At 68.3% G+C, this 24,734-nt stretch carries 22 protein-coding genes; 9 read left to right on the forward strand and 13 right to left on the reverse strand.

The window, feature by feature from the left end; translation table 11 throughout:
• Position 1 precedes the first annotated feature (1 nt).
• On the reverse strand, positions 2-1,564 hold the full coding sequence (locus tag BLU67_RS03715) for an aspartate:alanine exchanger family transporter (protein WP_092562345.1): 1,563 nt from the start codon (positions 1,562-1,564) through the stop codon (positions 2-4).
• Positions 1,564-3,351, reverse strand: a complete 1,788-nt coding sequence (locus BLU67_RS03720; protein ID WP_092562348.1) for an ABC transporter ATP-binding protein — start codon at positions 3,349-3,351, stop codon at positions 1,564-1,566. Before BLU67_RS03720 ends, BLU67_RS03715 begins: the two co-directional genes overlap by 1 nt.
• Before the next feature lie 77 nt (positions 3,352-3,428).
• On the opposite strand from BLU67_RS03720, the gene BLU67_RS03725 reads away from it, so the two are divergent.
• Positions 3,429-3,893, forward strand: a complete 465-nt coding sequence (locus BLU67_RS03725) for a (deoxy)nucleoside triphosphate pyrophosphohydrolase (RefSeq protein ID WP_092562351.1) — start codon at positions 3,429-3,431, stop codon at positions 3,891-3,893.
• A gap of 59 nt (positions 3,894-3,952) precedes the next feature.
• On the opposite strand, the gene BLU67_RS03730 is transcribed toward BLU67_RS03725, so the two are convergent.
• From BLU67_RS03730 to thiD, 7 genes are read right to left on the reverse strand one after another with little or no spacing between them, the layout of a single operon-like run.
• Positions 3,953-4,651: a hypothetical protein gene (locus tag BLU67_RS03730; protein ID WP_092562355.1), complete on the reverse strand. Its 699-nt coding sequence runs from the start codon at positions 4,649-4,651 to the stop codon at positions 3,953-3,955.
• Positions 4,644-5,624, reverse strand: coding sequence for a vWA domain-containing protein (locus BLU67_RS03735; protein WP_092562358.1), 981 nt, complete (start codon positions 5,622-5,624; stop codon positions 4,644-4,646). Before BLU67_RS03735 ends, BLU67_RS03730 begins: the two co-directional genes overlap by 8 nt.
• Complete coding sequence (locus BLU67_RS03740) at positions 5,621-6,637, reverse strand: vWA domain-containing protein (RefSeq protein ID WP_092562361.1); 1,017 nt, start codon at positions 6,635-6,637, stop codon at positions 5,621-5,623. Before BLU67_RS03740 ends, BLU67_RS03735 begins: the two co-directional genes overlap by 4 nt.
• Positions 6,634-7,095, reverse strand: a complete 462-nt coding sequence (locus BLU67_RS03745; RefSeq protein WP_092562364.1) for a hypothetical protein — start codon at positions 7,093-7,095, stop codon at positions 6,634-6,636. Before BLU67_RS03745 ends, BLU67_RS03740 begins: the two co-directional genes overlap by 4 nt.
• Positions 7,092-7,982 carry a DUF58 domain-containing protein gene (locus BLU67_RS03750; RefSeq protein ID WP_092562367.1) on the reverse strand — a complete coding sequence of 297 codons (891 nt, stop codon included), beginning with the start codon at positions 7,980-7,982 and terminating at the stop codon, positions 7,092-7,094. Before BLU67_RS03750 ends, BLU67_RS03745 begins: the two co-directional genes overlap by 4 nt.
• Position 7,983: 1 nt before the next feature.
• Complete coding sequence (locus BLU67_RS03755) at positions 7,984-8,970, reverse strand: AAA family ATPase (RefSeq protein ID WP_092562370.1); 987 nt, start codon at positions 8,968-8,970, stop codon at positions 7,984-7,986.
• Positions 8,971-8,978: 8 nt separating this feature from the next.
• Positions 8,979-9,785: a bifunctional hydroxymethylpyrimidine kinase/phosphomethylpyrimidine kinase gene (thiD, locus tag BLU67_RS03760; RefSeq protein ID WP_092562373.1), complete on the reverse strand. Its 807-nt coding sequence runs from the start codon at positions 9,783-9,785 to the stop codon at positions 8,979-8,981.
• 78 nt (positions 9,786-9,863) lie between these two features.
• On the opposite strand from thiD, the gene BLU67_RS03765 reads away from it, so the two are divergent.
• From BLU67_RS03765 to BLU67_RS12680, 7 genes are all read left to right on the forward strand, one after another.
• The gene (locus BLU67_RS03765) at positions 9,864-11,879 is read left to right on the forward strand and encodes a bifunctional copper resistance protein CopD/cytochrome c oxidase assembly protein (RefSeq protein ID WP_092562376.1); all 2,016 of its coding nucleotides are present in this window, start codon (positions 9,864-9,866) and stop codon (positions 11,877-11,879) included.
• Between the two features lie 47 nt (positions 11,880-11,926).
• The gene (locus BLU67_RS03770) at positions 11,927-13,231 is read left to right on the forward strand and encodes an acetamidase/formamidase family protein (protein WP_222842363.1); all 1,305 of its coding nucleotides are present in this window, start codon (positions 11,927-11,929) and stop codon (positions 13,229-13,231) included.
• A 20-nt stretch (positions 13,232-13,251) separates the two neighbouring features.
• Entirely contained in the window at positions 13,252-13,890 is a 639-nt protein-coding gene (locus tag BLU67_RS03775) for an ABC transporter ATP-binding protein (RefSeq protein ID WP_222842364.1), read from the forward strand.
• Positions 13,887-15,329 (forward strand): hypothetical protein, encoded by a 1,443-nt coding sequence (locus BLU67_RS03780; RefSeq protein WP_092562385.1) that lies wholly within the window; start codon positions 13,887-13,889, stop codon positions 15,327-15,329. The genes BLU67_RS03775 and BLU67_RS03780 overlap by 4 nt, the downstream gene beginning before the upstream one ends.
• Before the next feature lie 114 nt (positions 15,330-15,443).
• Positions 15,444-17,078: an ABC-F family ATP-binding cassette domain-containing protein gene (locus BLU67_RS03785; RefSeq protein ID WP_092562388.1), complete on the forward strand. Its 1,635-nt coding sequence runs from the start codon at positions 15,444-15,446 to the stop codon at positions 17,076-17,078.
• 38 nt (positions 17,079-17,116) lie between these two features.
• Complete coding sequence (locus BLU67_RS03790) at positions 17,117-19,027, forward strand: choice-of-anchor I family protein (protein WP_143027328.1); 1,911 nt, start codon at positions 17,117-17,119, stop codon at positions 19,025-19,027.
• Positions 19,028-19,305: 278 nt separating this feature from the next.
• Positions 19,306-19,389: a hypothetical protein gene (locus BLU67_RS12680; RefSeq protein ID WP_410002416.1), complete on the forward strand. Its 84-nt coding sequence runs from the start codon at positions 19,306-19,308 to the stop codon at positions 19,387-19,389.
• On the opposite strand, the gene BLU67_RS03795 is transcribed toward BLU67_RS12680, so the two are convergent.
• The 3 genes from BLU67_RS03795 to BLU67_RS03805 are packed head-to-tail and all read right to left on the reverse strand — an operon-like array spanning position 19,379 to position 22,724.
• Positions 19,379-20,638, reverse strand: coding sequence for a dihydrolipoamide acetyltransferase family protein (locus BLU67_RS03795; RefSeq protein WP_092562391.1), 1,260 nt, complete (start codon positions 20,636-20,638; stop codon positions 19,379-19,381). The two genes, BLU67_RS12680 and BLU67_RS03795, sit on opposite strands and share 11 nt — an antisense overlap.
• Positions 20,638-21,639, reverse strand: a complete 1,002-nt coding sequence (locus tag BLU67_RS03800; RefSeq protein ID WP_092562394.1) for an alpha-ketoacid dehydrogenase subunit beta — start codon at positions 21,637-21,639, stop codon at positions 20,638-20,640. The genes BLU67_RS03795 and BLU67_RS03800 overlap by 1 nt, the downstream gene beginning before the upstream one ends.
• Positions 21,633-22,724 carry a thiamine pyrophosphate-dependent enzyme gene (locus BLU67_RS03805; RefSeq protein WP_092562397.1) on the reverse strand — a complete coding sequence of 364 codons (1,092 nt, stop codon included), beginning with the start codon at positions 22,722-22,724 and terminating at the stop codon, positions 21,633-21,635. Before BLU67_RS03805 ends, BLU67_RS03800 begins: the two co-directional genes overlap by 7 nt.
• A gap of 106 nt (positions 22,725-22,830) precedes the next feature.
• On the opposite strand from BLU67_RS03805, the gene BLU67_RS03810 reads away from it, so the two are divergent.
• A complete protein-coding gene (locus tag BLU67_RS03810; protein WP_092562400.1) occupies positions 22,831-23,652 on the forward strand; it encodes a YwiC-like family protein in 822 nt (273 codons plus the stop codon).
• On the opposite strand, the gene hisC is transcribed toward BLU67_RS03810, so the two are convergent.
• The gene (gene hisC, locus BLU67_RS03815) at positions 23,624-24,727 is read right to left on the reverse strand and encodes a histidinol-phosphate transaminase (RefSeq protein WP_092562403.1); all 1,104 of its coding nucleotides are present in this window, start codon (positions 24,725-24,727) and stop codon (positions 23,624-23,626) included. The genes BLU67_RS03810 and hisC overlap by 29 nt on opposite strands.
• Between the last annotated feature and the right edge of the window lie 7 nt (positions 24,728-24,734).

A 24,734-nucleotide genomic window follows, 5' to 3' on the forward strand; every position in this document is an offset into this window, starting at 1 on the left:
CCTAGCTCGCGACGATGACCGTCACGAGCACTATCTTTACTAGGATCCCCACCGCAAACAGTGCCGCGTACCCGGCTTCGATGCGATCGTCATCGCGCCGGGACGCGGCATACGCATATATGGCGGGCTGCCCCACGATGCCTGCGACGGCCCCGGCGGTGCGCGCGGCCGACAGGCCAAGCAGGCGCCCGGCGGCGACGGTGGCGAGCGTCGTGATGGTCACGACGACGATGGCGACGGCGCCGGCGGCAGCGCCCTGGGCGGTGAAGGCGAAGGACGCGAAGTTCGGCCCCGCGCTGAGGCCGACGGCCGCGAGGAAGATCAGCAGGCCCAGCTGCCGCAGCGTCAGGTTCGAGGCGAGCGGGAGCTGCCAGACGATCGGGCCGGTGCGCCCGATATAGCCGAGGAGCATGCCCACCACGAGGGGGCCGGCGGCGGTGCCGAGGGAGAACGTCGTACCGCCGAGCGAGACCGTGACGAGGCCAAGGACGAGGCCGAGCGCCATGCCGACGCCCACCGATAGGGCCGAAAACGAGGAGATCGAACGCTCGGAATCGCCGAAGAACTGGGCGACGTCGTCGAAGGATTCGCGCGGCACGACGACGAGCACGCGATCCGAGAGCTCGAGCACGAGATCGTCGGCGGCCAGCATCTCCTGATCGCCGCGCTTGACCCGGGTCATGACGCCGCCGAATCGGCCGGGCAGGTTCAGTTCGGCGACGGTTTTGCCGGCGAGCGTCGAATTGGATAGGACGAAGTGCTTGAAATCGACCTGGCCGCGATCGTGGGTGAGGTGCTCGGGCAGGCGCGAACCGACGGCGGCGATCGCTTTTTCGACGATGTCACGCGGGCCGACGAAGAGCACCTCATCGCCCGCACGCAATTCCTCACCGGGCGTGACGACGCGAGTGTGGCCCTCGCGGCGCAGGTAGCTCATGCGCAGGTGCTGCTCGGCGTAGCCGGGCACGCGGCGCACCGCCATCGGGCGGTCAACGCGCACCGAGACGGCCTCGATATCGCCGCTGGCTAGCGGCGCGGAGTCGCGCTTGCCGGGCCAGGAGCGGGTGACGACGGCGGCGACGACGATCATCGCGACGATGACGCCGACGGGGTATCCGATGGCGTAGCCGACCGACGGCTCGTTCGACCCGGCCGCGGTGTTGGCTGCGGCGAGCGCCGGCGTCGTCGTGAGCGCACCGGCGTAGACGCCCGCGCCGATCGGGGTGGAAACGCCGAGCAGCTTTGCCGCCGCGAGCGCACCTGCGGCCGCGAGCGCGAGGATGAGGGCCGCGACGCCGATGAGGGGCGCGGTGCGTTTCAGGTCGGCAAAGAACGGCTGGCCGGCGGCCAGCCCCACGAGGTAGACGAACAGAGCGAGGCCCAGGCTCTGGACGAGGGCGAGCTCGGCGCCGATATCCGGCACGGCGGCGCCGATGGCCAGGCCGACGAACAGCGCGCCGGCGGCCCCGAGCTTCAGCGGCCCAAGCGGGATCTGCCCGAGCAGCGAACCGAGGGCAACGACGAGGAAGATAGCAAGGAGTGGGGAGGCGGTAAGGAGGTCCATTAGTGCTCGATTCCGTAGCCGCGCAGACGCTTTTTCGCGGCGGTTGTGCCTTCATTCTGCAGCGCGAGGAGCTCGGCGTAAATACCGCCCGAGACGGCGAGATCGGCGGGCGCCCCCATCTCGTCGATGCGCCCGTCGCGCAGGGTGATGATGCGATCAACGCTCGAGATCGTGGAGAGCCGGTGGGCGATGATGAGCGAGGTCCGATCCGCCATGAGCGCGGCGAGCCCGGATTGCACGAGGCGTTCGCTGCGCGTGTCCAGGGCGCTCGTGGCTTCGTCGAGCACGAGGATCGCGGGGTCCTTCACAATCGCGCGCGCCACCGAGATGCGCTGCTTCTGGCCACCCGAGAGTTTCAGGCCGCGTTCGCCGATGAGCGAATCGTAGCCGCGGGAAAACTTCGAGATGAAGCCGTCGGCGTTGGCGCGTGCCGCGGCGGCTTCGATGACGGCGCGGGGCGCATCCGGGTCCGCGTAGCCGATGTTCTCGGCGATGGTGCCCGAAAACAGGTTCGGCTCCTGGAAGACGACGCCGATCGCCGCGCGCAGCTGGCTGGTGGACAGGTCGCGCACGTCGTGACCCATGACGCGGATCGTGCCGGAGCGCACCTCGTATAGGCCCAGCAGGAGGTTGATGAGCGTCGTCTTGCCGCCACCGGATTCGCCGACGAACGCGACCTTCTCGCCGGGTTCGATCGCAAAGGAGACGCCCGCGAGCACGTCGGCGTCGTCGTCGTAGCCGAAACTCACGTCGTCGAATTCGACGGCGGGAACATCGGTGCGCAACTCCACCGTGCCGCGTACGGGTACGGGCGTTTCACGTTCGATGACGCGGAAGTAGTCCTTCGAACCGGCGATGGCGTGCTGGGCGCTGTCGACGATGTAGGACATTGAGGTGACGGGTGCGCGCGCCATGGTGACGAGTTGGATGAGCAGGACCATGTCGCCGACGCTGAAGCGGCCTTGCACGGTGTAGACAAAAATGATGGCGTAAATGCCGAAAAAGATCGCGGCCATGACGCCGCGGCGCAGCGCGTCCATGGCGTGCCAGTGCCGGGACTGATCGCGGGTGAGGCCGATCGTCTTCGCGAAGCGCTCGGCAAAGACCCGTAGCTCGCGGCGTTCCTGCACGAAGGATTTGACGACCTTGATCTGGGCGATGACCTCGGTGAAACGCCCGCCGGCGGCGTCGATCTCGTGGTTCTTCTTGCCCTCGATGACCTGCCAGCGCCGGGAGGTCAGCGCCGTGAGCCACAGGTAGATCGGGAAGACGATGGCGAGCAGCAGCGCGAGCGGCCAGGCATACAGCGCGGAGATCGCGAGGATCGCCACCGTCTGGATGAGCATCGTGAAAAAGGAGTTGGAAAACGCCTTCGCAAAGCCCGTGACCTCGGTGATGGAGCGATTCAGGCGCGAGACGATGCGGCCCGTCAGCTCGTTGTCGAAGTAGCGCTGCGGCAGTGCCAACAGCTTCGTGAAGTAGCGGTTGGACAGGATCTCGCGCATGCGTGCGCTCATGACGTCGCCCGCGTAGCCGCCGGCCGAGGAGATGAGGGTTGCGGCCAGTTCGACCGCCAGGAAGGCGGCAGCAAGCCACAGCACGGTGGTGACCGCGTCGCCGGCGGCGATGGCGCCCGTCGTCGCGTCGACGACGGTATCGGTGGCGCGGCCGATGATGAAGGGCGTGGCGAGGGCCAGGACGGCGGTCGCGACGGCGGCGAGCACGATTGCAAGATAGTAGGGTGCGAGCTCGCGCGTGAACGCAAGGATTTTGGCGAGGGGGCGCATATCTCTATTCAACGCCGTTCGGCGCGCGGCTCATCCCGGGTGCGGCTAGAGATTGGTCACGCCCTAGACTTGCTGGCATGGTTCTCGTCGCTGCCGCCGCGCTGCTGCGCGGCTCCCAGCTGTTGTGTGCTCAGCGCTCCGCCCCGCCGGAGCTGGCCGGGCTGTGGGAGTTTCCGGGCGGGAAGGTCGAAGACGGCGAGGAGCCGCGCTCGGCCGCGCACCGGGAGCTCGCCGAAGAACTCGGGATCGAGGTCGAGCTCGGGGAGCTCGTCGTCGGGCCGAATGCGGACGGTTCCTGGCCGGTGCTCGGCGATGCGCGGATGCTCGTGTGGCGCGGCGAGGTCGTCGGCGGTAGCCCGGCCGCACTGCAGGATCACGCGGACGTGCGCTGGGTGGAGCTAGCGGAGGCTCACACGCTCGCGTGGATCGAGGTCGATCGGCCGATCCTAGCGGCGCTCATCGCGCTCGCGGGTGAGGAGTCTGTGCTTCAGCGTCAAGACCCGCAGCGGTTGGATCAAGGACCGCGACGACCAACGCCGTGATCGCCAACACGTAAAGCGTCGTGAGTAGGTCTATAACCTGCACTTCCTATGCTGCCACGCTACCAGGCTTCGCCGGAGCCAAAGCCCTCGCCCTTGCGCTGCTCGCGCTGGCGCAGCTCGTCCTCGGCGTGGCGCTGGTTGTCCTCAAGCTCGTCCTGCTTGTCATCGAGCTTTGGTGTTGGCGTGACAGTGGAGTCGGGGATCTTCTCCTCGGTTTCGCCGTCCGTCGTCGGTTGATCGGTGGGCTCGCCCTCGACGGCGCCCGCGGCGTCGCGCTGGCGCTGGTGGATGCGGTCCTCGTCGGCGGTGGAGCCGTCGCCGCCCTGGCCGTCCGTCGTGCACGGTTTGGAGGTCTCGGCGGCGAGGTTCATGCGTGCGAGGCCCTCGTCGTGCTTCCCGTCGGTGCCAAGCTTGAGCGCTTCGCCTTCGTAGGCGAGCGAGAGGTTGATGCGCACGCGACATTCGTCGCTGCCGGCGCGCGAGCCTGAGGTCTCGGTCGTGGGGACGCGGGTGAGGGCGCGCTCCAGCGGCGGGACCGCGCGGGAGTAGTCCTCGCTCATGAGGAGCGAGGTGCCCTCGTTATAGGGCGCGATCCAGCTGTGCGGCCCGGCGGGCACGATGAGGCCGTGGCCGCGGTAGATGCTGTCCCAGGTCTTGCCGGCGGTGCCGCGGCCCTGCCAGGCGCTCACGCTAAGCCAGGCAAGGACGAGGCCCACGAGGGCGAGCAGCGCGATGGCGGGGATACGGAGTTTAGACATCGAGACGCACCGCCTTATAGTGCCGGGCGAGCGCGAACAGTTCCCAGGCGATCAGCAGCGCGAGCGCGATCATGAACGGCCAGAAGACGCGCTCGGTGATCGCGACGTCCTTGCGGCCGTCCTCGGCGATCGTCGCCGCGTCGATGGTCGTGGCGGCGGCGAGCGATCCCGGGCGGTGGACGTAGGGCACGCCGAGGGCGTTCGCGGCCTCGGATAGGGCCTTCTCGTCGAGCCGGGAGATCGCGTCGCCGCCGGAGTTCGGGTCCTTGATATAGGGTGCGTCAGTTCGGCTGGTGCCGTCGTATTCGCGCATCTTGCCGCCGGTCGTGGTGCCGTAGCCGAGGACCGCGCCGCCATCGATCAGGGGTGCGAGCTCGGCGAAGGCGGCGGCGCTGCCGGTCTCGCCGGGGACGCCCTCCCCGCGCGTGGACTCGCCGTCGGTCAGGACATAAAGGACGCGGACGTTGGCGGGGTTGCGTTCCTTGGCGGCGGAAAGCGCGCGCTTCAAGGCCGCGACGGGGCGATCAATGGCCGAGCCGGCGGAGTAGTTCGTGATCTCCTGGCGGGCGGTTTCCGCCCAGCTGCGCACGGCGCGCGCGTCCGTCGTCAGGGGGAGTTGGCGCGCGGTGACGGAAGTGTAGGAAATCACCGAGAAGCGCGAGCCGGCGAGCCTGCTCGTGAGCTCCTCGATATCGGCGCGCACGCCGGCAAGGCGCGGCTGCGAGCCGTCGTAGTCCTCGGCCGCCATCGAGCCGGTGAGGTCCACCGCGAGGTAGACCTCAAGGTTGGAGGTGACCTCCTGTTTGGCGACGGCGATCGTCGGGGAGATGAGGATCGGCAGCGCGGCGAGCGCCATCAGGGGGCGGCGGATGCGGGCCGACACGTCCGGGGAGCGCACGGCCGCGATGACGGCGGCGAGCAGCAGCAGGGCGGCGAGCAGCGCGGTGATGAGCGGGGAGTAGGTCAGGCTCACAGGCGCCACCACCCGACGGCGAGCAGGCCGAGGACGAGGCCGCCGATGAGCAGCGGCGCGAGGCGCTCGGGGTGGTCGGTGATGACGACGGTGGGCGAGGCGTCGAGTTCGGCGGCCTGCTGGCTCGTCACGTCATCGATGATCGAGTCGACGGCGTCGGGCGAGGCGGTGTCAAAGACGAGTCCGCCGCGGGAGGTGATCGTCTCGGTGAACTCGGTGCGCTGCTTGTAAGAGCCGCCCTCGGCCGTCGGGGAAAACAGCCCGATGACGCGGATATCGCGTTCCTGGGCGAAGCCGGCCGCCTCGTCGAGGGTGTAGACGGGATCGCCCTGCAGGTCGTTGTCGGTGGCGAAGATGATGGAGCGGGAGCGTTCCTGATCGGCGAGGTCGAAGGCGAGGACGCAGTTGGCAAGGCCGTCGCCGATGAGGGAGGCCGAAGTGCCGGGCAGGGCGGTGGTGCCGGCGAGCAGATCGAGCAGCTGCTGGGTTTGGCTCGAGCCGGAGCTCAGGGCCGCGAGGTCGACGTCGAGGATCTTGGCGGAGTTTTTAAGTTCGTCGCGCACCATGGCGTAATCGTCGGTGAGGGGGAACAGGGTGCGCGAGGTGTTGTTCCACATGACGAGCGCGATGCGTTCGCCCGCGAAGGAGTCGACGAGCTCGGAGAATTTTCCGAGGATTTCGCTGTCGTAGGAGATCATCGAGCCGGAGACGTCCAGGCATAGGACGATATCGCGGGTGGCGAGCTGCTCCGATTGGGCGTGGCGATCGGCGGGGCGGCCGGCGAGGCCCGCGGCGCCGAGGGCGGCGACGAAGAACAGCGCGAGGGCGGCTGCCAGGCGCCGTTTGCGGGCGCGGATCAGCGCGGTGAAGCTCGGCAGCGCGCGCAGGTAGCCGGTGTGGGCGACGTCGATGGGTGTGAGGGCGCGGCGGCGCCGGCGCCGGGCGAGCAGGCCCGCGATGATTGCGAGGAGCGCGATCGCGGCGAGGGCGAGCGCGAGCGGCCACCAGATCATTGGCCACCTCCGCCAAGCATCTCGGACAGGGCGGTCAGGGTGCGTTCGGCGGCGACGTCGGGGTGGACGTCAAAGGAGGGCCGCTCACTCATCTCCACGACGGCGATGACGGGGGCGAGCTCGTGGGCGTCGGCGCGGGCGTGCAATTGGGCAAGGGTGAGCGCCCGCAGGTTATCGCCGCTCACGTTCGAGCCGTAGCGCCGGGCGATATCGGCGGCCGCGAGGTGCAGGGCGCGTACGTCGGTCTCGCCGGCGGCGTAGCGCTCGCGCAGGTGCGCCACCTCGGAGTCAAAGCTCGGCGCGAACCGCAGTTCGCTAGGGGCGGCAGGGTCGCTGCGGCGGCGGCGCCGCAGGCGCGGGCGCGGGATCAGCGCGATAGCGGCGATGAGCAGCACGAGCGCGACCGCGAAGTAAGGGCCGGGATAGCCGATGAGCGGCGAGATGTCCTCCGGGCTCATGCGCGCCCCCGATCCGCGAACAGGTCCGTGAGGGCGCCCTCCAGATCCTCGCTGCCGCCGATGCGCGCGTAGCGGATCGCCAAGCGCTGCATCATGTCCGCGAGCTGGGCTTTGGCGCGGGCGCGCTCGGCCCCCACGTCGGCCGCGAGTTGCGGTTCGGTTGCCAGCGCGCCGGCGAGGAAGGCGGGCAGCGGCCCCGCCGCGACGTCGATCGCCTGCTGGCTGCGCGTGAGCTGGTTGAGGTCCACGTCGGGGATCGAGAAGTAGACGACGTCGTGCCGGATGCGCAGTCGCTTCAGGCTCGCCTCGCACGCCTCATCGAGGGAGTAGTCATCGCCGATCACGATGACGAGCGAGCGGCGTTTGATGAGGGATTCGGCGCGCGTGAGGATCGTCGCCATCGAGTCATCGGGCGCGGGCTCGGCGCCGCGCAGCCGGTGGCGGATGACCTCCAGATGCTCGGTGCCGGAGCGCGGCGGCAGCTGGCGCGGGCCCGAACCCTCCGCATAGACGAGGGCGAGCTGGTCGCCGCGAATGCGCGCGAGGTAGGCAATGATGTCGACTAGGTCGATCGCGACCTCGAACTTCGGCTGCCCCGAGGGCGCGACGGCCCGCATCGCGCGCGAGGTATCCACGGCGAGGACGACGGACAGGTTCGTTTCCTTCACGAAGCGCCGAATCACCGGTTCGCCCGCACGCGCGGAGGCCTTCCAGTCGATATCGGAGACGTCGTCGCCCGGATGGTAGGCGACCATATCCTCGAAATCCTGCCCGTGCCCGGTAAAGACCGAACGATGGCGCCCCTCGATCCCGCCGGAGACCCGTTTCAGGACCGGCAGGGAAATGCGGTGGCGCAGCTCGGCGAGCCGGGCATAGGAGATCGCCATGTTAGGGCACGGGCACCGCGTCGAAGGCCGCGTCGATGAGCGATTCGCTCGTCACACCGCCGGCGATTGCGTCATAGGAGCGCACGATCCGGTGCCGCAGCACGGGGTGGCGCATCGAGACGATGTCATCGGGCACGACGTAGGCGCGGCCGGCCATGAGCGCGAGCGCCTGGGCGACGCGCATGAGCGCGATCGCGCCACGCGGGGAGGCCCCGACGCGCACGTCGCTGGAGTCGCCACGGGTGGTGGCGACGACGTCGACGATGTAGCGCTTGAGCGAATCGTGCACGAAGATGCGGTTCGTCGCGGCCTGCAGGGTGCGCACGTCGTCGAGGGTAATGGGCTCGACGCTGGAGGTGCGGCGCTGGGCGCCGGAGGCGGCGAGGGTGCCGTCGGCGATCCCGTCGAGGATCTTGACCTCCTGCTCGGCGCTCGGGTAGGTCAGCACCTCCTTGATGAGGAAGCGGTCCATCTGCGCCTCGGGTAGGACGTAGGTGCCCTCTTCCTCGATCGGGTTTTGCGTGGCGAGGACCATGAACGGATCGGGGACCGGGTAGACCTGGCCGCCGATGGAGGTTTGGCGCTCCTGCATCGCTTCGAGCATCGCGGACTGCGTTTTGGCCGAGGAGCGGTTGATCTCGTCGAGCAGCACGAGGTTGGCATGCACCGGCCCCAGCTGGGTGGCGAGTTCGCCCGTCGTGTAGTTAAAGATCTGGGTGCCGACGATGTCGTTGGGCATGAGGTCGGGCGTGCACTGGATGCGGTGGAAGGAGCCCGAGATCGCCGAGGCGAGGGTTTGCGCGGCCGTCGTCTTGGCCAGGCCCGGCACGGATTCGAGCAGGATATGGCCCGAGGCGAGCAGGGCGGCTAGCAGGGAGCGGCGCAAATCGTCTTGCCCGATGACCTTCGAGGTGAAGATCGCGTTGACGCGGGCGATGAGGCGGTGCGCGTCGCCGAGTTCGTCGGCGCTCAGTTGCTGATAGGCCATCGTTCCTCCTAGGACTGGTAGGCACCCTGCCAGACCGTCGTGAACGGGGTCGCGGTAGCAAGGCGCTCACGGATGCCGGCGGTGACGAAGTCCTTGGCGATCTGGACGGCGTCGTGAATCCCGGTGCCCTTGGCGAGCTCCGCGGTGATCGCGGCGGCCAGGGTGCAGCCGGCGCCGTGGATGCGGGCGCCGTCGCCGATCTTGGGGACCTTGAGCACGGTGACGTCCGAGCCGTCGTACAGGACGTCGACGGCGTCCTCGCCGGGCAGCTCCACGCCGCCCTTGGCGACGACGTAGCGCGGCCCGAGCTCGTGGATCTTCACGGCAGCGTCGATGAGGTCATCGAGGGTTTCGATCGACTCGCGGCCGGAGAGCACGCGCGATTCGAAGACGTTTGGGGTGACGACGGTGGCCTTGGGCAGGATCTTTTCGCGCAGCGCGGTATCGACCTCGAGCGCGGGCGAGAGCTCCTGCGTCTTACAGATAAGGACGGGATCGAGCACGATCGTCTCGTAGTGGTGCTCGGTGAGCGCCTGCTCGACGACGTCGATCGTCGCGGGCGTGCCAAGCATGCCGATCTTCAGGGTGGTGACCTGGGGGAAGGCGTGGGTCGCGGCCTCGATCTGATCGGCGATCACCTGGGGGTCCACTGGCACGAAGCGGTGGTTCCAGTTGTTGTTCGGATCCATTGAGACGATGCACGTCAGGGTCCCCATGCCGTAGACGCCGAGCTGGTGGAAGGTTTTCAGATCAACCTGGATGCCGGCGCCGCCGGTGGCTTCCGACCCGGCGATGACGTGCGCAGTTGCGACCACAGTGACTCTCCTTAATAGGGCGTGGATGACCGGACTAAGCCTAGCGCGCTCTCCAGCCACGGGCGATACCCTGGTCCTATGTCCTCCCTTCGCGTGACGCCCTCCCGTGTGCTCATCGCGGTTGCTCCACTCACGCTTGTTGTGGCGGTTCTTGCGCTCTTTGCCTCAGGCGCCGTCGCCCCCACTCCCCCGCTGGATCCGGGGCCGCTGGCGCGCTGGTCGCTGCCGCTGCTGACGATCGCGACGCGCCTTGCCGCGATCGTGACGATTGGCTCGACGATGATGTGCGCGCTCGTGTTGCCGGCGCCCGCGCGCGATCGGCACGTGCACCACCGGCAGTGGGAAAAGACGAATCCGGCAGCGTGGCTGAAGTCCGCGGCGATTGCGCGCGTCGCGGCGATCATCTGGAGCCTGGCCCAGCTCGGCAACGTCATCGTCGAATACTCCGTGACGGCGATGCGGCCGATGACCGAGCCGACGTTCGGCAGCGAGCTGTGGATCTTCCTCACGCAGGTCGACCTCGGGATCGCCTACCTGTGGGCGACGCTGCTCACGGCGTTCGCGGCCGTCCTCGTCGTCCTTATGAGTCATTACACCTCGGCGGCGTGGGCGGGCGTCATGGCCCTCGTCTCGCTCGTTCCGCTCGCGCTGACTGGCCACGCGGCGGGCGCGGCCTCGCACGATCTCGCGGTTTCCTCGATGCTCATGCACCTCGTCGCCGTCACGATGTGGATGGGCGGGCTGCTCATCCTGCTCGCCGTCGCGAAGGACGTCGGCACCCAGCTGCCGAAGATCGCCCAGCGCTATTCGGCGGTTGCACTGTGGTGTTTCATCATCACCGTCGTCTCCGGAGTGTGTGCGGCCTGGATCCGGCTGAATGGGCTCGGCGAGCTCGTCACGACGCCGTGGGGCTTGCTGCTCACGGCAAAAACCGTGGCGTTCGTCGCCCTGGGGCTTGCGGGCTACTGGCATCGGGAGCGCACGATCCCGCTGCTCGGTCGTGGCGAGGCGCGGCCATTTTGGCGGTTTGTGGGCGTCGAGGCCCTCATCATGGGGGCGACGACGGCGCTCGCGGTCACGCTGTCATCCTCCGCGCCGCCGGTGCCGCAATCGCCGCTGCCCGATCCCTCGCCCGTGTGGGAGGCGACAGGCTACGCGGAGCCGCCGCCGCCAACGTTCGCGACGTGGTTCACGCAGTGGCACCCCGATCCGCTCCTGATATTTGGCTGCATCGCGGCGATCGTCGTCTATCTGCGGTGGGTCTATAAGCTGCGCCAGCGCGGCGATCACTGGCCGCTGGGCCGCACAATCTGCTGGGTGATCGCGTGGGTCTCGCTGCTGTGGCTGACCAACGGCGGGCCGACGGTCTATGGCCGCATCCTGTTCTCGGCGCACATGATCCAGCACATGAGCCTCGTGATGATTACGCCTGTGCTGCTCGCGCTCGCGGCGCCCATCACGCTTTCCACGCGCGGCCTGCCCGCCCGCAAGGACGGCACGCGCGGTCCGCGAGAGTGGATCCTCGCGCTCGTGCATTCCCGCTATGCGCGCGCGTGGGCGAACCCGTTCGTCGCCGCAATCAACTTCGTCGGCTCGATGTGGATCTTCTACTACACGCCGCTGTTCCAGCTCGCGATGACGACGCACCTCGGCCACATCCTCATGACCGTGCACTTCACGATCGCGGGCTACCTGTTTGCCAACGTCATCATCGGTATCGATCCGGGCACGAAACGCCCCGGCTACCCGCTGCGACTCGTGTTCCTGCTCGCGACGATGGCCTTCCACGCGTTCTTTGGCATCAGCGTCATCCAGATGAATTCGCTCATCGCCGCGGATCACTTTGGGCGCCTGGGCCTCGGCTGGTGGGTCGATGCGATGACGGACCAGCGCATCGGCGGAGAAATCACGTGGGGCATCGGCGAGTTGCCGACGCTCGCGCTCGCGATCATCCTCGTCTACCTGTGGTCGCGCGCCGATACCAAGGAAGCGCAGCGTCGCGACCGGCGCGCCGACCGCGATGAGGACGCCGAGCTCGAGGCCTATAACGAGATGCTCGCGCGCCTCGCGGAGCAGGACGCGCAGCGTCGGTAGCAATTCCTCCTCGCCACTCTATGGTGGAAGAAAGGAAGGAAAGACTCATGACTACCACCCCGCAACGAAGCGTCGTCGTCAACTCGTTCACCAACTCCCTACTCGATCCCGATGCCGACATGCTCGGGCCCGTCGCCGATGGCGGAACGATCATTGCCAACACCGCACCGGGATGCTGGGGTCCGATGCTCACCCCGCGGCTGCGAGGCGGCCACGAGGTCACTCAGCCGGTCGCCGTGGCAGGCGCCAAGCCCGGCGATGGCGTGGCGATTCGGATCAAGGACATCACCGTGACGGCCCTTGCAACCGCCTCGGGCTTTGACCGTTCCCCTGCGGAATACTCGCTCGGCGATCCGTACGTCGCGGCGCGCTGTCCGCACTGCGATGTCGTGTGGCCCGAGACCCACGTCGACGGCATCGGAGCTGGCGCTATCACGTGCGATACCTGCAAGAATCCGGTCACGCCGTTCGAAATGGTGCACGGCTACACCGTCGTTTTTGATGACACCGGCGAGGTTGGGTTGACGATCGGTCAGCAAGCGGCCGAGAAGATCGCTCACGAAGCCGAGTACTACGCCGCGCTCCCCGATGCGTCGGTCCAGCATCCGGTGCTCACCCTCGCGCCGGCCGACCTGCCGGCCGTCATGGTGCGGATGCGGCCGTTCCTGGGACAGTTGGGTTCCACGCCGTCCCGCGTCATGCCGGATTCGCACAACGCGGGCGACTTCGGTGCGGCGCTTATTGATGCGCCACACGACTACGCCATGACCGCCGATGAACTCGCCACGCACAAGACCGATGGCCATATGGATATCGATGCGGTTCGCGAGGGAGCGGTGCTCGTCGTGCCCGTCAAGGTTGACGGCGCGGGAATATACCTCGGCGATATGCACGCGGCGCAGGGCGATGGCGAAATCGCCTCGCACACGATGGACGTCGCGGGCAGCGTGACGCTGCAGGTCAACGTCGTCAAGGACTACCCGATCGATGGGCCTGTGCTGTTCCCGCTAGTGGCGGATCTACCCCCAATCGCCCGGCCGTTCAGCGCTGTGGAGCGAGGGAAGGCCGAGCGGCTTGCGAAGACGTGGGGCGTCGGCGCGATTGAGGAGTCGGCACCGATCTCGGTGATTGGGACGGCACCCAATATGAATGACGCGATTACCAATGCGTTGGAGCGGGCGGCGGCGCTACTGGATGTCAGCGTGCCCGAGGTGCGCAACCGCGCGACGATTACCGGCGCGGTGGAGATTGGGCGCGACCCGGGCGTCGTCCATGTGACGTTCCTGGCGCCGCTCGAGCGCCTCGATGCCGTCGGGCTGGGCGATATTGCGCGCGAACAATACGGCCTGTAAGCGGCGCTACCCTGGGAAACGTGACTATCGTTGAAGCCCGCGACGCCCACGTCGCGATCGATAAGGTTTCGCTGCTTGCGCCGACGAGTTTTTCGGTGGCGCCCGGCGACGCCCTCGCGGTCACCGGCTCCAATGGCTCGGGTAAGACGACCCTGCTGCGCGTGCTTGCCGGCAAGCAGCAGCTGACGGGCGGTTCCGTCACGATCGCGGGTGAGGCGCCCAATGAGAAGGACGCGGAGTTTCGCGCGCGGCTTGCGGCGCTGCTCGGGCTGCCGCCGCTGTCGCGCTCCCTGACGTTGCACGAGCACCTGGCGCTCGTCGCGGCATCGTGGGGCGATTCCGTGGAGCTCGCGCGCGAGGCCGCGAGCGATGCGCTCCGGCAGTTCGGGATTCAGCGCCTGCAGCGGCGCTTCGTGCACGAGCTGTCCTCGGGACAAACGCAGATGTTCGCGCTCGCCCTCACGCTCATTCGGCCGAGCGAGATCCTGCTGCTGGACGAACCGGAGCAGCGGCTCGATGCGGAGCGGCGCGAGCTGCTGGCTGACGTGCTCGCCGCGCGGGTAGCGTCCGGCACGACGCTCATCATGGCCTCGCACTCTGCCGAGCTCGTCGGGCGCGTCTGCGATCGAGAGTTGGCGCTGGCCGAGGACGTGGCGTGAACCGGCTGCGCTCGGTTCGCTACCTGTACGCGCATCGCAGTGATGCACCCGGTGCCCGGGACATTGCCTATTTCGTCTACCTCGCGGCGCTGACGATCGGCATCGTCGGGGCGCCGCTCATCCGCGCGGCCGCGCAACGCCTTGCCAGCCCCGACACGGTGGCGCGACTGACCAGCACGGCGACGCCACTCATCGTCGTCGCGGTGATGACGGTGGCAGCGCTCGCGCTTCTTGCGGCCGGGCGACTGCGCGGCCCGGTCGTGCCCGAGCCGTTTCGCGTCCTCTTGCTTGCCGGCACCGACCTGCCGCGCGAGCGCTCACTGCTGCGTCCCTTTGCTCTTGCGGCGCTGTGGCCCATCGCCGGCGCGCTCGGGATCGCGGCGCTCCTTGGCTGCGTTCTCGTGTCCGTCGGCGCGATGGGCGCCGGCACGTTCGCCCTGGTGCTCGTCTCGGCCGTGTGTATCGGAGCGAGTTCGAGCGTGGGCTGGCTCGCGGGTCAAAGCCTCGGATGGGCGGGGCGCCTCGCCACGGCTCTCACCCTCGTAGCAGCGGCGGCCGCCGGTTATGCGAGCTTCGCCCTGCTGGGATGGCCAGGTGTCGCGGCCGTTGGCGGGATCGCGGCGGTGATCGCCATCGTGTGCGTGCCACGCCTGCTCGCGCGGATCGATGGCGTCCAGCTGCTCGCCGATGCTACGCGTTGGCAACTCGCGGCGACGGCCAGCATCGTCGGCGATGTTCAGCACGCGGCCGGGCTGTTTCGCCAGCTGCCGAGCCACGGTCGCACCTGGCAGGCGATCGCTGGGCCGCACGCGCTGCTGACGGCTCGCTCGGATCTTGTCGGCGCCGCCCGTACGCCGCTGCGGTTTGCGATCGGAACCGCCTTCGCGATCCTGGCATGGGCACTGCTGGCAGCCTCGCCGGCGATGCCGATCGCGCCGTGGGCATTTGGCGCGGTGGGCCTCGTCATGGGTTATCTCGCGGTGGGAACGCTGAGCGATGGGTATCGCCATGCCGCGGCCTGCGCGACGATGCCGGCGCTCTACGGCCACTCCGTCCTGCGGCTCTACCTCGCGCATAGCGTGGCCCCGGCTTTCTTTGCCTTACTGAGCGCGGTCGTCGGCGCGTTGCTGGCCGCCCTCGTGATCCCCGGCAGCGTTTCCTACCTGGCGCTGCTGGGCGCGGTCGTTGCCGTCGTGCTGCGCGCTTTCGATAGCGCGAAGGGCGATCTGCCGCCCGAACTGCTTACCCCGCAGCCAACGCCCATGGGTGACATGTCGGGAATCATGGTGATGGGCTGGCAGGCCGACGCGCTCCTCATCGCCCTTGTCGGGGGCGGTCTTATCGCCGCGTCTGGCTCGCTGCTACCGGCCGTCACGATTACGGCCGGTGTCGTCGGTTTCCTGTTACGGTCTCTGCGCCGCCGTCTGGCCGCGAAATAAAACCTCGACAACTCCCGCGCGCCTGCCTAACCTGGCGGCATGTGGAACTAGCTCCTTGAACTCTCGCGACCGCGGCGCCGCCCGTCGTGAGCCCTTCCCATTCAAGGACGCCACGTGCCCGCTCAACTTTTTCTTGACGGACTTTCATTTTCTTCCCCCACCCGCCCCGTCCTCACCGACGTCACGCTTGCCGTGGGTCCAACCGACCGAATCGGCCTCGTCGGCGAAAATGGCAGCGGCAAAACCACCCTGTTACGCATGGCTGCGGGGCAGCTGTCACCTTCGCACGGCCAGGTCATCGCGACGCGGCCGGGCGGCGGCGAGGTGCGCATCGCACTGCTCGCCCAGGAGGTTCCGTTCGGCGCTCAGGACAGCGTCGGCGCGGCAATTGAGGCCTCGCTCGCGCCATTACGCCGGGCCGAAGCCGAGCTGGAAGAGGCCGCCGCGGCGGTCGCCGGGCCGGGCGGAGAGGAGCGATATGCCGCCGCGCTCGCGCAGGCTGAGCAGCTGAGCGTGTGGACGATTGAGCACGAGGTGGCGGAACTGCGCGCCGGATTCGCCCTCGCAGATGTGGCCCTCGAGCGCCCGACTTCGCAGCTATCCGGCGGTCAGCGCGCCCGCCTCGCGCTCATCTGCACGCTGCTCTCCCGTCCCGATGTCCTGCTCTTGGACGAGCCCACCAACCACATCGACGACGCCGGCATGGATCTGCTCGCCCGGCTCGTGCGGAGGTGGCACGGGCCCGTGGTGTTTGCCTCCCACGATCGCGCATTCCTCGACGTGGCAGCGACCTCGATCGCGGATCTCTCTGACAGTGGCGTGGCGCGCTATACCGGCGGCTACGCGGATCTGCGGGCCGCCAAGGCCGCCGCACGTGCGAGGTGGGAAGCTCAGTACGCGGCCGAGCAGGCGGAGCTGAACCGGCTGCGGGAGCGCGTCGAAGCCTCACGCACCGTCGGCCACCCGGGGGCTCGCGCCCGGACCGAGGTGCGAATGGCGAAGAAGTTCTACGCCGATCGCAATGCGACCGTCGTCTCCCGTCGCCTGACCGCCGCCCGCAGCGCGCTCGCAAACCTCGAAGAACGTCAGGTGCGAAAACCTCCACAGCTGCTGAGTTTCATTGGCTTCTCGCCCGCACTCGGCGAGGCTTCGGGCGCCCTGGTCTCCGCCACGCGGGTCACGCTTCCCGGACGCCTGTGCCCCACCACGATCGACATTCGGTCTGGCGATCGCTGGCTCGTCACCGGCGGCAATGGCTCCGGAAAGTCGACGCTGCTGCACATCCTGGCCGGACACCTCCCCCCTGCAGCGGGCAGCGTGATGCGTGCCCCGCGGGTGCGCGTCGGCCTGCTGACGCAGGAATGGCCCGACTACGATCCGGCAATCACGCCACGCGCCGCCTACGCCGAATACCTTGGCGCCGCAGCCGCCGAGATCCTGCCAATCACGGCGCTCGGCCTGATCCACCCGCGCGACGTGGACCGTCCGCTCGGTGACCTGAGCGTGGGCGTGCGTCGCCGCGTCCAGCTGGCGATGCTGCTGGCCGATCCGCCCGACGTCCTGCTGCTCGATGAACCGACGAACCACCTCAGCCTCGATCTCGTCGAAGAACTCGAGGCCGCGCTGTCCGACTACCCCGGAGCCGTCGTCACGGCCTCCCACGATCGCTGGCTGCGCGAACGTTTCCAAGGCTCCACCCTCACCCTGCCGTCCTCTGGCGTTCACCCGCCCGTCACCTCGGGGCCCTAGCATCGGCGCGAAACCCTCACAGAACTGAAAAGGACGCCATGTCTCCCCTGCTGACCGCCGCACTGTCCGCGGCTGCCATCACCGGCCTCAGCCTCGCGCCCCTGGCCCCCGCCACCACGATCGAGTACTCGGCCGATAACCCTGCGCTCGAACTCCAGGTGCTCGGCACCTATGAGACCGGCAAGTTCGGAGTCTCGGCCGCCGAGATCGTGGCCTTCCATGCCGCCACCGCCCGCATCCTCGTGGTCAACGCCGCCGATGCGAGTGTCGAGGTCCTGAACGGCTCCGATCCGGAAAACCTCACCAAGCTCTTCGACCTGCAGACCACTGGCATCGCCGCCGCTGACGGCTCCACCATTCCCGCGGGGGCCGTCGCCAACTCCGTGGCGGTGCGCGCCGACGGGCTCGGCGTCGTCGCCGTCGAGCACTCCACCAAAACGGAAGACGGCTGGCTCGTGTTCTTCGACGCGGCCGGTTCGGGCGAAGCGCTCGGCGCGGTTCGGGTGGGGGCGCTGCCGGATATGGTCGCGATTTCTGCCGACGGCAGCTATGCCGTCGTCGCGAATGAGGGCGAGCCCGCCGAGGACTACTCCGTTGATCCGGAGGGCACCGTCTCGATCGTCTCGCTGCCGACGTCGCTCACGGTTCCCGGCCAGGATGTCGTCAAGACCGCCGATTTCCGCGCCTTTGAGGGCGACAATCTCCCCGCAGGCGTACGCATCTTCGGCGGTCGGGAGGATGCCGGCACTGGCACCCCCGAGTTCCCCGTCGCAGAAAACCTCGAACCCGAGTACGTCACCATTGAGGGCACGACGGCCTACGTCAGCCTGCAGGAAGCCAACGCGCTCGCCGTCGTCGATCTGCCGAGCGCCACGGTGACGGCGCTGCACCCGCTCGGCGCGATCGACCTCAAAGGCTTCGATATTTCGGACAAGGATGGCGCGATCAACCCCGTCGACGTGCCGATCAAATCGTGGCGGCAGCCCGATGCCATCGCCTCGCTGACGCAGGGCGGCGCGACGTACATCCTCACCGCGAACGAGGGCGATGCCCGCGACTGGGAGGGCTACTCCGAGGAGGCGCGCGTGAAGAACCTCGGCAAGAAGGACGTACCGCCGCTGTGCGAGGGGCACCCGCTGACGGCGATCGAGAATTACGCCGACGACGCGGTCGCCGGGCGGCTGAAGATCACGCTCGCCGATGGCCTGTCCGCCGATGGCAGCTGCTACGAGGAGCTCTATGGCTTTGGTGCTCGCTCGATGAGCGTGTTTGGCGCCGACGGGACCCTCGTCGCGGATACCGGCACGGATTTCGAGCGCATCACGGCCGCGGCCGCGCCGGAATTCTTCAACTCCAACCACGAAGAAGCCGAGTTCGACTCGCGCTCCGATGACAAGGGCCCCGAACCCGAGGGCATCGTCGTCGGTGAGGTCGGCGGCACGCCGTATGCGTTCATCGGATTCGAGCGCGTCGGCGGCATCGCCGTTTACGACGTGTCGAATGTGCACGAGCCCGCCTTCGTCACCTACGTCAACAATTGCGACTTTGCGGCCGATCCCGCGGCCGCTGGCGATCTCGGTCCGGAGGGCCTGACGTTCGTGGCCGCCGAGGACTCCCCCACCGGCGAGCCGTGGCTCATCGTGGGTAACGAGGTTTCGGGTACGACGACGGTCTTCGCGGCCCGGGACCTCACGGCCGCGCCGACGCCGACCGAGCAGCCAACCGAGCAGCCCACCCAGCAGCCAACCGAGGGGCCGACCGAGCAGCCGACCGAGGGGCCGACCGAGCAGCCGACCGAGCAGCCGACCGAGCAGCCCACCGCGCAGCCGCCGGTCGACAAGCCGCGGCTCCCGGTTACGGGCGCCTCGGCCGGGCTCATGGCTCTTGCCGGCGCGGCCCTCGCCGCCGGTGCTGGCCTGCTCGCCGCACGGCGGGAGTCGCGCGCCTAGACTAGGCGCATGATTCTTGCTGATGCGCGCATGCTCCTCAGGCTTCTTCGCACTCCGAAGTTGCGTGGGGAGCTCGCGCGTATTCTGGCCAATCCATCGCCGCCGGCCCCGCCGCTCGACCGTCTCAGTTTCGTCGCCGCCGATGGCAGCATCGATACGGCGGCATTGGCAGCGAGCCTTGGCGAGATCGAGGAACTCCGCGGGCCGATCGCCTTCTGCCCGTCGTCACCGATATCACGGCCCCGCTGGCTGAGGAGATCGTCGCCGACGTCGCCGGAATTCGGCGCAGCGCGGTCGATTCTGGCTTCCTGCTACGCGAGAGCGATGGCTCGCGCTACCGACTGCGGGCGCTTAGCGAATGAACGCGCGGGCGGGGTTTTGCAGCAGGGCCGCCACCTCGGCAAGGACGCGCGAGCCAAGCTCGCCGTCGACGAGCCGGTGATCGAAGCTCAGCGCTAGCGTCGTGACGTCGCGGATCGCGAGTTCACCGTCGTGGACCCACGGCTGCTTCTTGACGGCGCCGAACGCGAGAATGGCTGCCTCGCCGGGGTTCAGGATGGGCGTGCCGGTGTCGATGCCGAAGACGCCCACGTTCGTGATGGTGATCGTGCCCTGGCTCATCTCCGCGACGCTGGTCTCGCCGGCGCGGGCGCGCTCGGTCAGTTCGCGCAGCCCCGCGGCGAGTTCGGGCAGCGTCATGCGGTGCGCGTCCTTGATATTGGGCACGACGAGGCCGCGCGGCGTGGAGGCCGCGATCCCGAGGTTGACGTAGTGCTTGTAGACGATTTCCTGCGCGGCTTCGTCCCAGGAGGCGTTGATCTGCGGGTGTTCGCGCACCGCCATGATGAGCGCTTTCATCACCATGACGAGCGGGGTAACGCGCAGCTGCGCGAATTCGCGTGAGGCACGCAGATCAGCGACGAGCTCCATCGTCTTGGTGACGTCGACGGTCTGGAAGACGGTGACGTGCGGGGCCGTGAACGCGGAGGCGACCATCGCTTCGGCGGTGCGGCGGCGCACCGAGCGCACCGGCACGCGGGTTTCGCGGCCTTGGCGATCGACGCGGCCGCCCGCGAGCCATGGCTCGTCGCCCGGATAGCTTGCGAGGGTTTCGGCTTCCTGCGCGCTCGCGGCGAGGTTGACGTCCTCGCGCGTGATGATGCCGCCGGGCCCGGTCGCCTCCACCGTCGTGAGGTCCACCCCGAGGTCCTTCGCGAGCTTGCGCACCGGGGGCTTGGCGAGCACCCGCTGCTTGCGCGTCGCTCGGTGGCTCGCCCCCTTGGCGCCATAGCCGACGAGCATCGCGCCTGCTGCTTCGGGCGCCGCTGCCTCGGGCGCTGTTTCCTCGGGTGCTGCTTCAGGCTCATCGTCGCCCGCAACTTCGACGGCGAGGATCGGCGTGCCAACGGCAACTTCCGCCCCCTCCTCGACGAGCAGTTCCGCGACGCTGCCGTCGAAGGGGCTGGGCAGCTCCACGGCGGACTTGGCGGTCTCGATCTCGACGATCGGATCGTTCGTCGCGACGGCATCGCCCGCGGCCACGAGCCAGCGCACGATCGTCGCCTCCGTCAGGCCCTCACCCGGATCGGGCAGCAGAAATTCGCGTCTCATCAGTACTCCAGGGTGCGCTGGACCGCGCGGTGAATGCGCTCGGCATTGGGCAGGTATTCATGTTCGAAGGCGGCCGCGGGGTAGGGCGTGAAGGCGCCTCCAACGCGCGCGACGGGCGCCTCCAGCTGGTAGAAGCACTCGGCGGCCAGGTGCGAGGCAACCTCGGCGCCGGGGCCAAGTACCGTTGGCGCCTCGTGCGCGATGACAGCGCGCCCGGTGCCGCTAACGGCCGCCACGAGCGTCGCCTTGTCGATCGGATTGAGCGAGCGCAGGTTGACGACCTGGGCGCTCACGCCATCGCCCGCGAGCGCGTCCGCAACCTCGTGCAGCGTCGCGACGACGGGCCCGTACCCGATGAGCGTGATGTCGCTGCCGTCGCGCTCGATGTGCGCGCTGCTGAGTTCCTCGCTGGCGCTTTCGGGCGTGAAGTGGCCGCCGCGCTCAATATCGCCCTTGACCCAATAGCGCGATTTCGGCTCGAGATAGATGACCGGGTCATCGCTCGCGATCGCCGCGCGCAGCATCGTGTAGGCATCGCCGGCATCCCCGGGCGCGACGACGCGCAGCCCCGGCGTGTGCGCGAAGTACGTCTCCGGGCTCTCGCCGTGATGTTCGACGGCGCCGACACCGCCCCCAAACGGGATACGGATGACGAGCGGGAGGCTCAGCCGGCCCGCGGAGCGGTAACGCAGTTTCGCCAGCTGCGTCGTGATCTGGTTGAACGCCGGAAACACGAACCCGTCGAACTGGATCTCGACGACAGGGCGGTAGCCCCCGAGCGCCATCCCGATCGCGGTGCCCACGATGCCGGATTCGGCGAGCGGTGTATCGCGCACCCGCTCCGCCCCGAAGCTATCGAGCAGGCCCGCCGTGACGCGGAAAACGCCGCCGAGCTGGCCGACGTCCTCGCCCGAGACGATCACCGTCTCGTCCTCGGTCATGGCGTCGTGCATCGCGGCCGTGATCGCCTTGGCCATGGGCAGCGCTTCGCGCGTCAGCATGTTCCCGCCTCCCAGGCCGCGCGGTCGGCGGCCACCTGCAGATGCTCGCTGGCGTAGACGTGGTCGAACATGTCCAGGACGTCGCCCGCGCTGAGCTCGCGCGTGTAGGTCCTAATCCGCGAGCGCAGGTCTTCGGCGTCCGCGGCAACGTCGGCGAAGAAGTCCTCGCCGACGCCCTGGTTGCGTAGCGCAGCTGCGGTGCGCTTAATCGGGCAGCGTTCGGCCCAGTACTGCTCTTCGGCGTCGGTGCGGTAGCGCGTCGGGTCATCGCTGGTGGTGTGCGCGCCCATCCGGTAGGTGACGGCCTCGATGAAGAACGGGCCGCGACCGGACTGCACGTGTTCGAGCGCGAGTTTGGTCGCCGCGTAGCTCGCGACGGGGTCGTTGCCGTCGATACGCAGCGCCTCGATCCCAAAGCCCGCGGGCCGCTGCACGATCGGCACGGCGGACTGCACGCTCGTCGGAACGGAGATCGCCCAGCCGTTGTTTTGGCAGATGAAGACGACGGGCGCTTTCGCGCTCGCGGCGAAAACGAGCGCCTCGTTGGCATCGCCCTGCGAGGTCGCGCCGTCTCCGAAGTAGGTCACGACGGCACGTTGCTCGGCATTGAGGCCGCGCCGGTGATCCTGCTGCAGCGCCATCGCGCGCCCCACCGCGTGGGGCAGGTGCGCCGCAATGACGAACGTATAGAGGTGAAAATTGCGCTCGGCCGAATCCCAGCCGCCGTGCTCGACGCCGCGAAAGACGCCAATGAGCTTGGCCAGATCGAGCCCGCGGACGTCGGCGACGCCGTGCTCGCGATAGGAGGGAACGACAAGATCGCTCATCGGCGTCGCGAGCGCCGATCCCACCTGGATGCCTTCTTGCCCCTTGCACGGCGGCCAGAGCGCGAGCTCGCCCTGCCGCTGCAGGCTCGTCGCCTCATCGTCAAAGGCACGGGTGCGCACCATGTGCCGGTAGGCCGTACGCAGGAAATCCTGCGAGGTATCGGCGTAGCGGGCCAGCGTCGCATCCTCGTGCCACTCGCCGTGGTGATCGAGCATGCTCAGGCCCGCGAAATCCTGCTGTGGGTGTGTCAACGTCATGACAACCTCCTAACCTACGCAATCGTAAGTTACGGATGTCCACCACCCAGTTGTGGCAACCCTACAGATAATCCCGAACTGATTTTCTCCGGTTTACAATGGAGATATGAAGCGACGTTCCCCCGGCTGGATTCCCGACCAACACGGCGCGTGGGCGATGATCACGGTGCCCGCCCTCGTCGGCGTCGTCATCGGTGGTCCCAGCTGGCGCCATATTCCGCTGCTCGCTGCCTGGTGGGTCGGCTATTTCCTGTTTCACGCCGCCTCGCTCTGGTTGAAATCACGTCGCAAAGCCCGCTACTTTCCGCCGGTGCGCGCCTACGCGCTCGCGACCGCACCCCTGCTGATTGCGACCCTCATCACCGCGCCGTGGCTCATCGGCTGGGCGCTCTACCTCATGCCGCTTGCCGCGATCTCCGCGTGGTGCATCGCCCGCCGCAAGGACCGCTCACTGCTCAACGACGTCGCGACGATCACCGCCGCCTGCCTCATGACGATGGTGACCTTCGACGCCGCGACGCGCCCGCCGACCCTGCTCGCGGGTCTCGCCTTCGACCCGGCCGGCACGCTCGGCGCTGATCCGAGCTGGGCGTGGCGCGCGTGTGCGGCGCTCACGGTTTACTTCATCGGCACGATCCCGCACGTGAAGTCGCTCATCCGCGAGCGCCGCAATCCACGCTACTGGGCGGGCTCGATCGGCTACCACGCCCTTGCGCTCATCGCCGCGATCGCCGTCGTGGCCCTCGGGCACTGGCCGCGCCCGCTCGCCTCAGTGCTGCTCATCCTCGCGGCGACCCTCACACTCATCCGCGCGATCGTCATGCCGCTTATTCAGCGTCGTCGCGGCAGCCCAATCCGCCCGATGCACATCGGGTTGGTGGAAATTGGGCTGTCCGCGCTTATGGCCGCCGCAGTGCTGACGAATTAGGCTCGCGCGCCGCCAAAAACTCTAAGAGACGGTCGTTTTCGGCCGCCGTCCCGATCGTCACGCGTACGCCATCGCCCGCATATCCGCGGATGAGGACGCCCTCGTCGAGGCCGGCGGCCGCGAGCTTTGCGGCATGCTCGCGCAGCGGCAGGTAAAAGAAGTTTCCACTCGTGGGCGGGATTCTCCAGCCCGCCTCGCGCAGCTCAGTTACGACGCGCTCGCGCTCCTCGATCGCCTCCTTGACCTGGCGGCGCATGACCTCCTGCTCGCCGAGCGCCACCTGGGCGGCCGCCTGCGCGATCGCGTTGACACCAAACGGGGTCGACGTCGAGCGCACGGCCGCAATGAGCCGCGGATCGCCCAGACAGTATCCGACCCGCAGCCCCGCGAGCCCATAGGCCTTGGAAAACGTCCGGAAGACGAGGACGTTCGGGTAGTTGGCAAGCTCGCTCAGATCGAAGGAGCACTCGGCGTCTTCGACGTATTCCTGATACGCCTCGTCGACGAAAACCGCGACGGTGGGCGGAATCGTCTCGATGAAGTCCATGAGCTCGCCGCGGGTAATGAGGTTTCCGGTCGGGTTGTTGGGGTTGCAGACGATGACGGCGCGGGTGCGCTCGGTGACGGCGGCAGCCATCGCGGCCAGATCGTGGCTGGCGTCCTCGCGCAGCGGGACCTGAATCGAGGTGGCGCCCGCGGCCTGCGCGATGATCGGGTAGGCCTCGAAGGACCGCCAGGGGTAGACGACGTCGTCCCCCATGACGGCAAGCGCGGTCAGCGCGTGCGACAGGAGCGCCACGGAGCCGTTTCCGACGGCCACGTTCTCGGGCGTGAGTTTCCAGTGTTCCGCGATCGCGTCGGTGAGGTTGGTGGCGTAAAGATCGGGGTAACGGTTGATCTGACTGGCGGCCCGATGCACGGCATCGACGACGGCGGGGGCGGGATCAGCGGGGTTCTCATTCGATGACAGCTTCGTCATCGTGACGCCGGCCGGAGGGCGGGCGCCGGGGACGTAAGCGGGCAGGGATTCAATGTCGGGGCGGATATAGGCCCCGAGTTTTTTCTCGCTCGGCATGGTCCAA

The sequence above is a fragment of the Bowdeniella nasicola genome, from assembly GCF_900107735.1.
Lineage (GTDB): Bacteria > Actinomycetota > Actinomycetes > Actinomycetales > Actinomycetaceae > Bowdeniella > Bowdeniella massiliensis.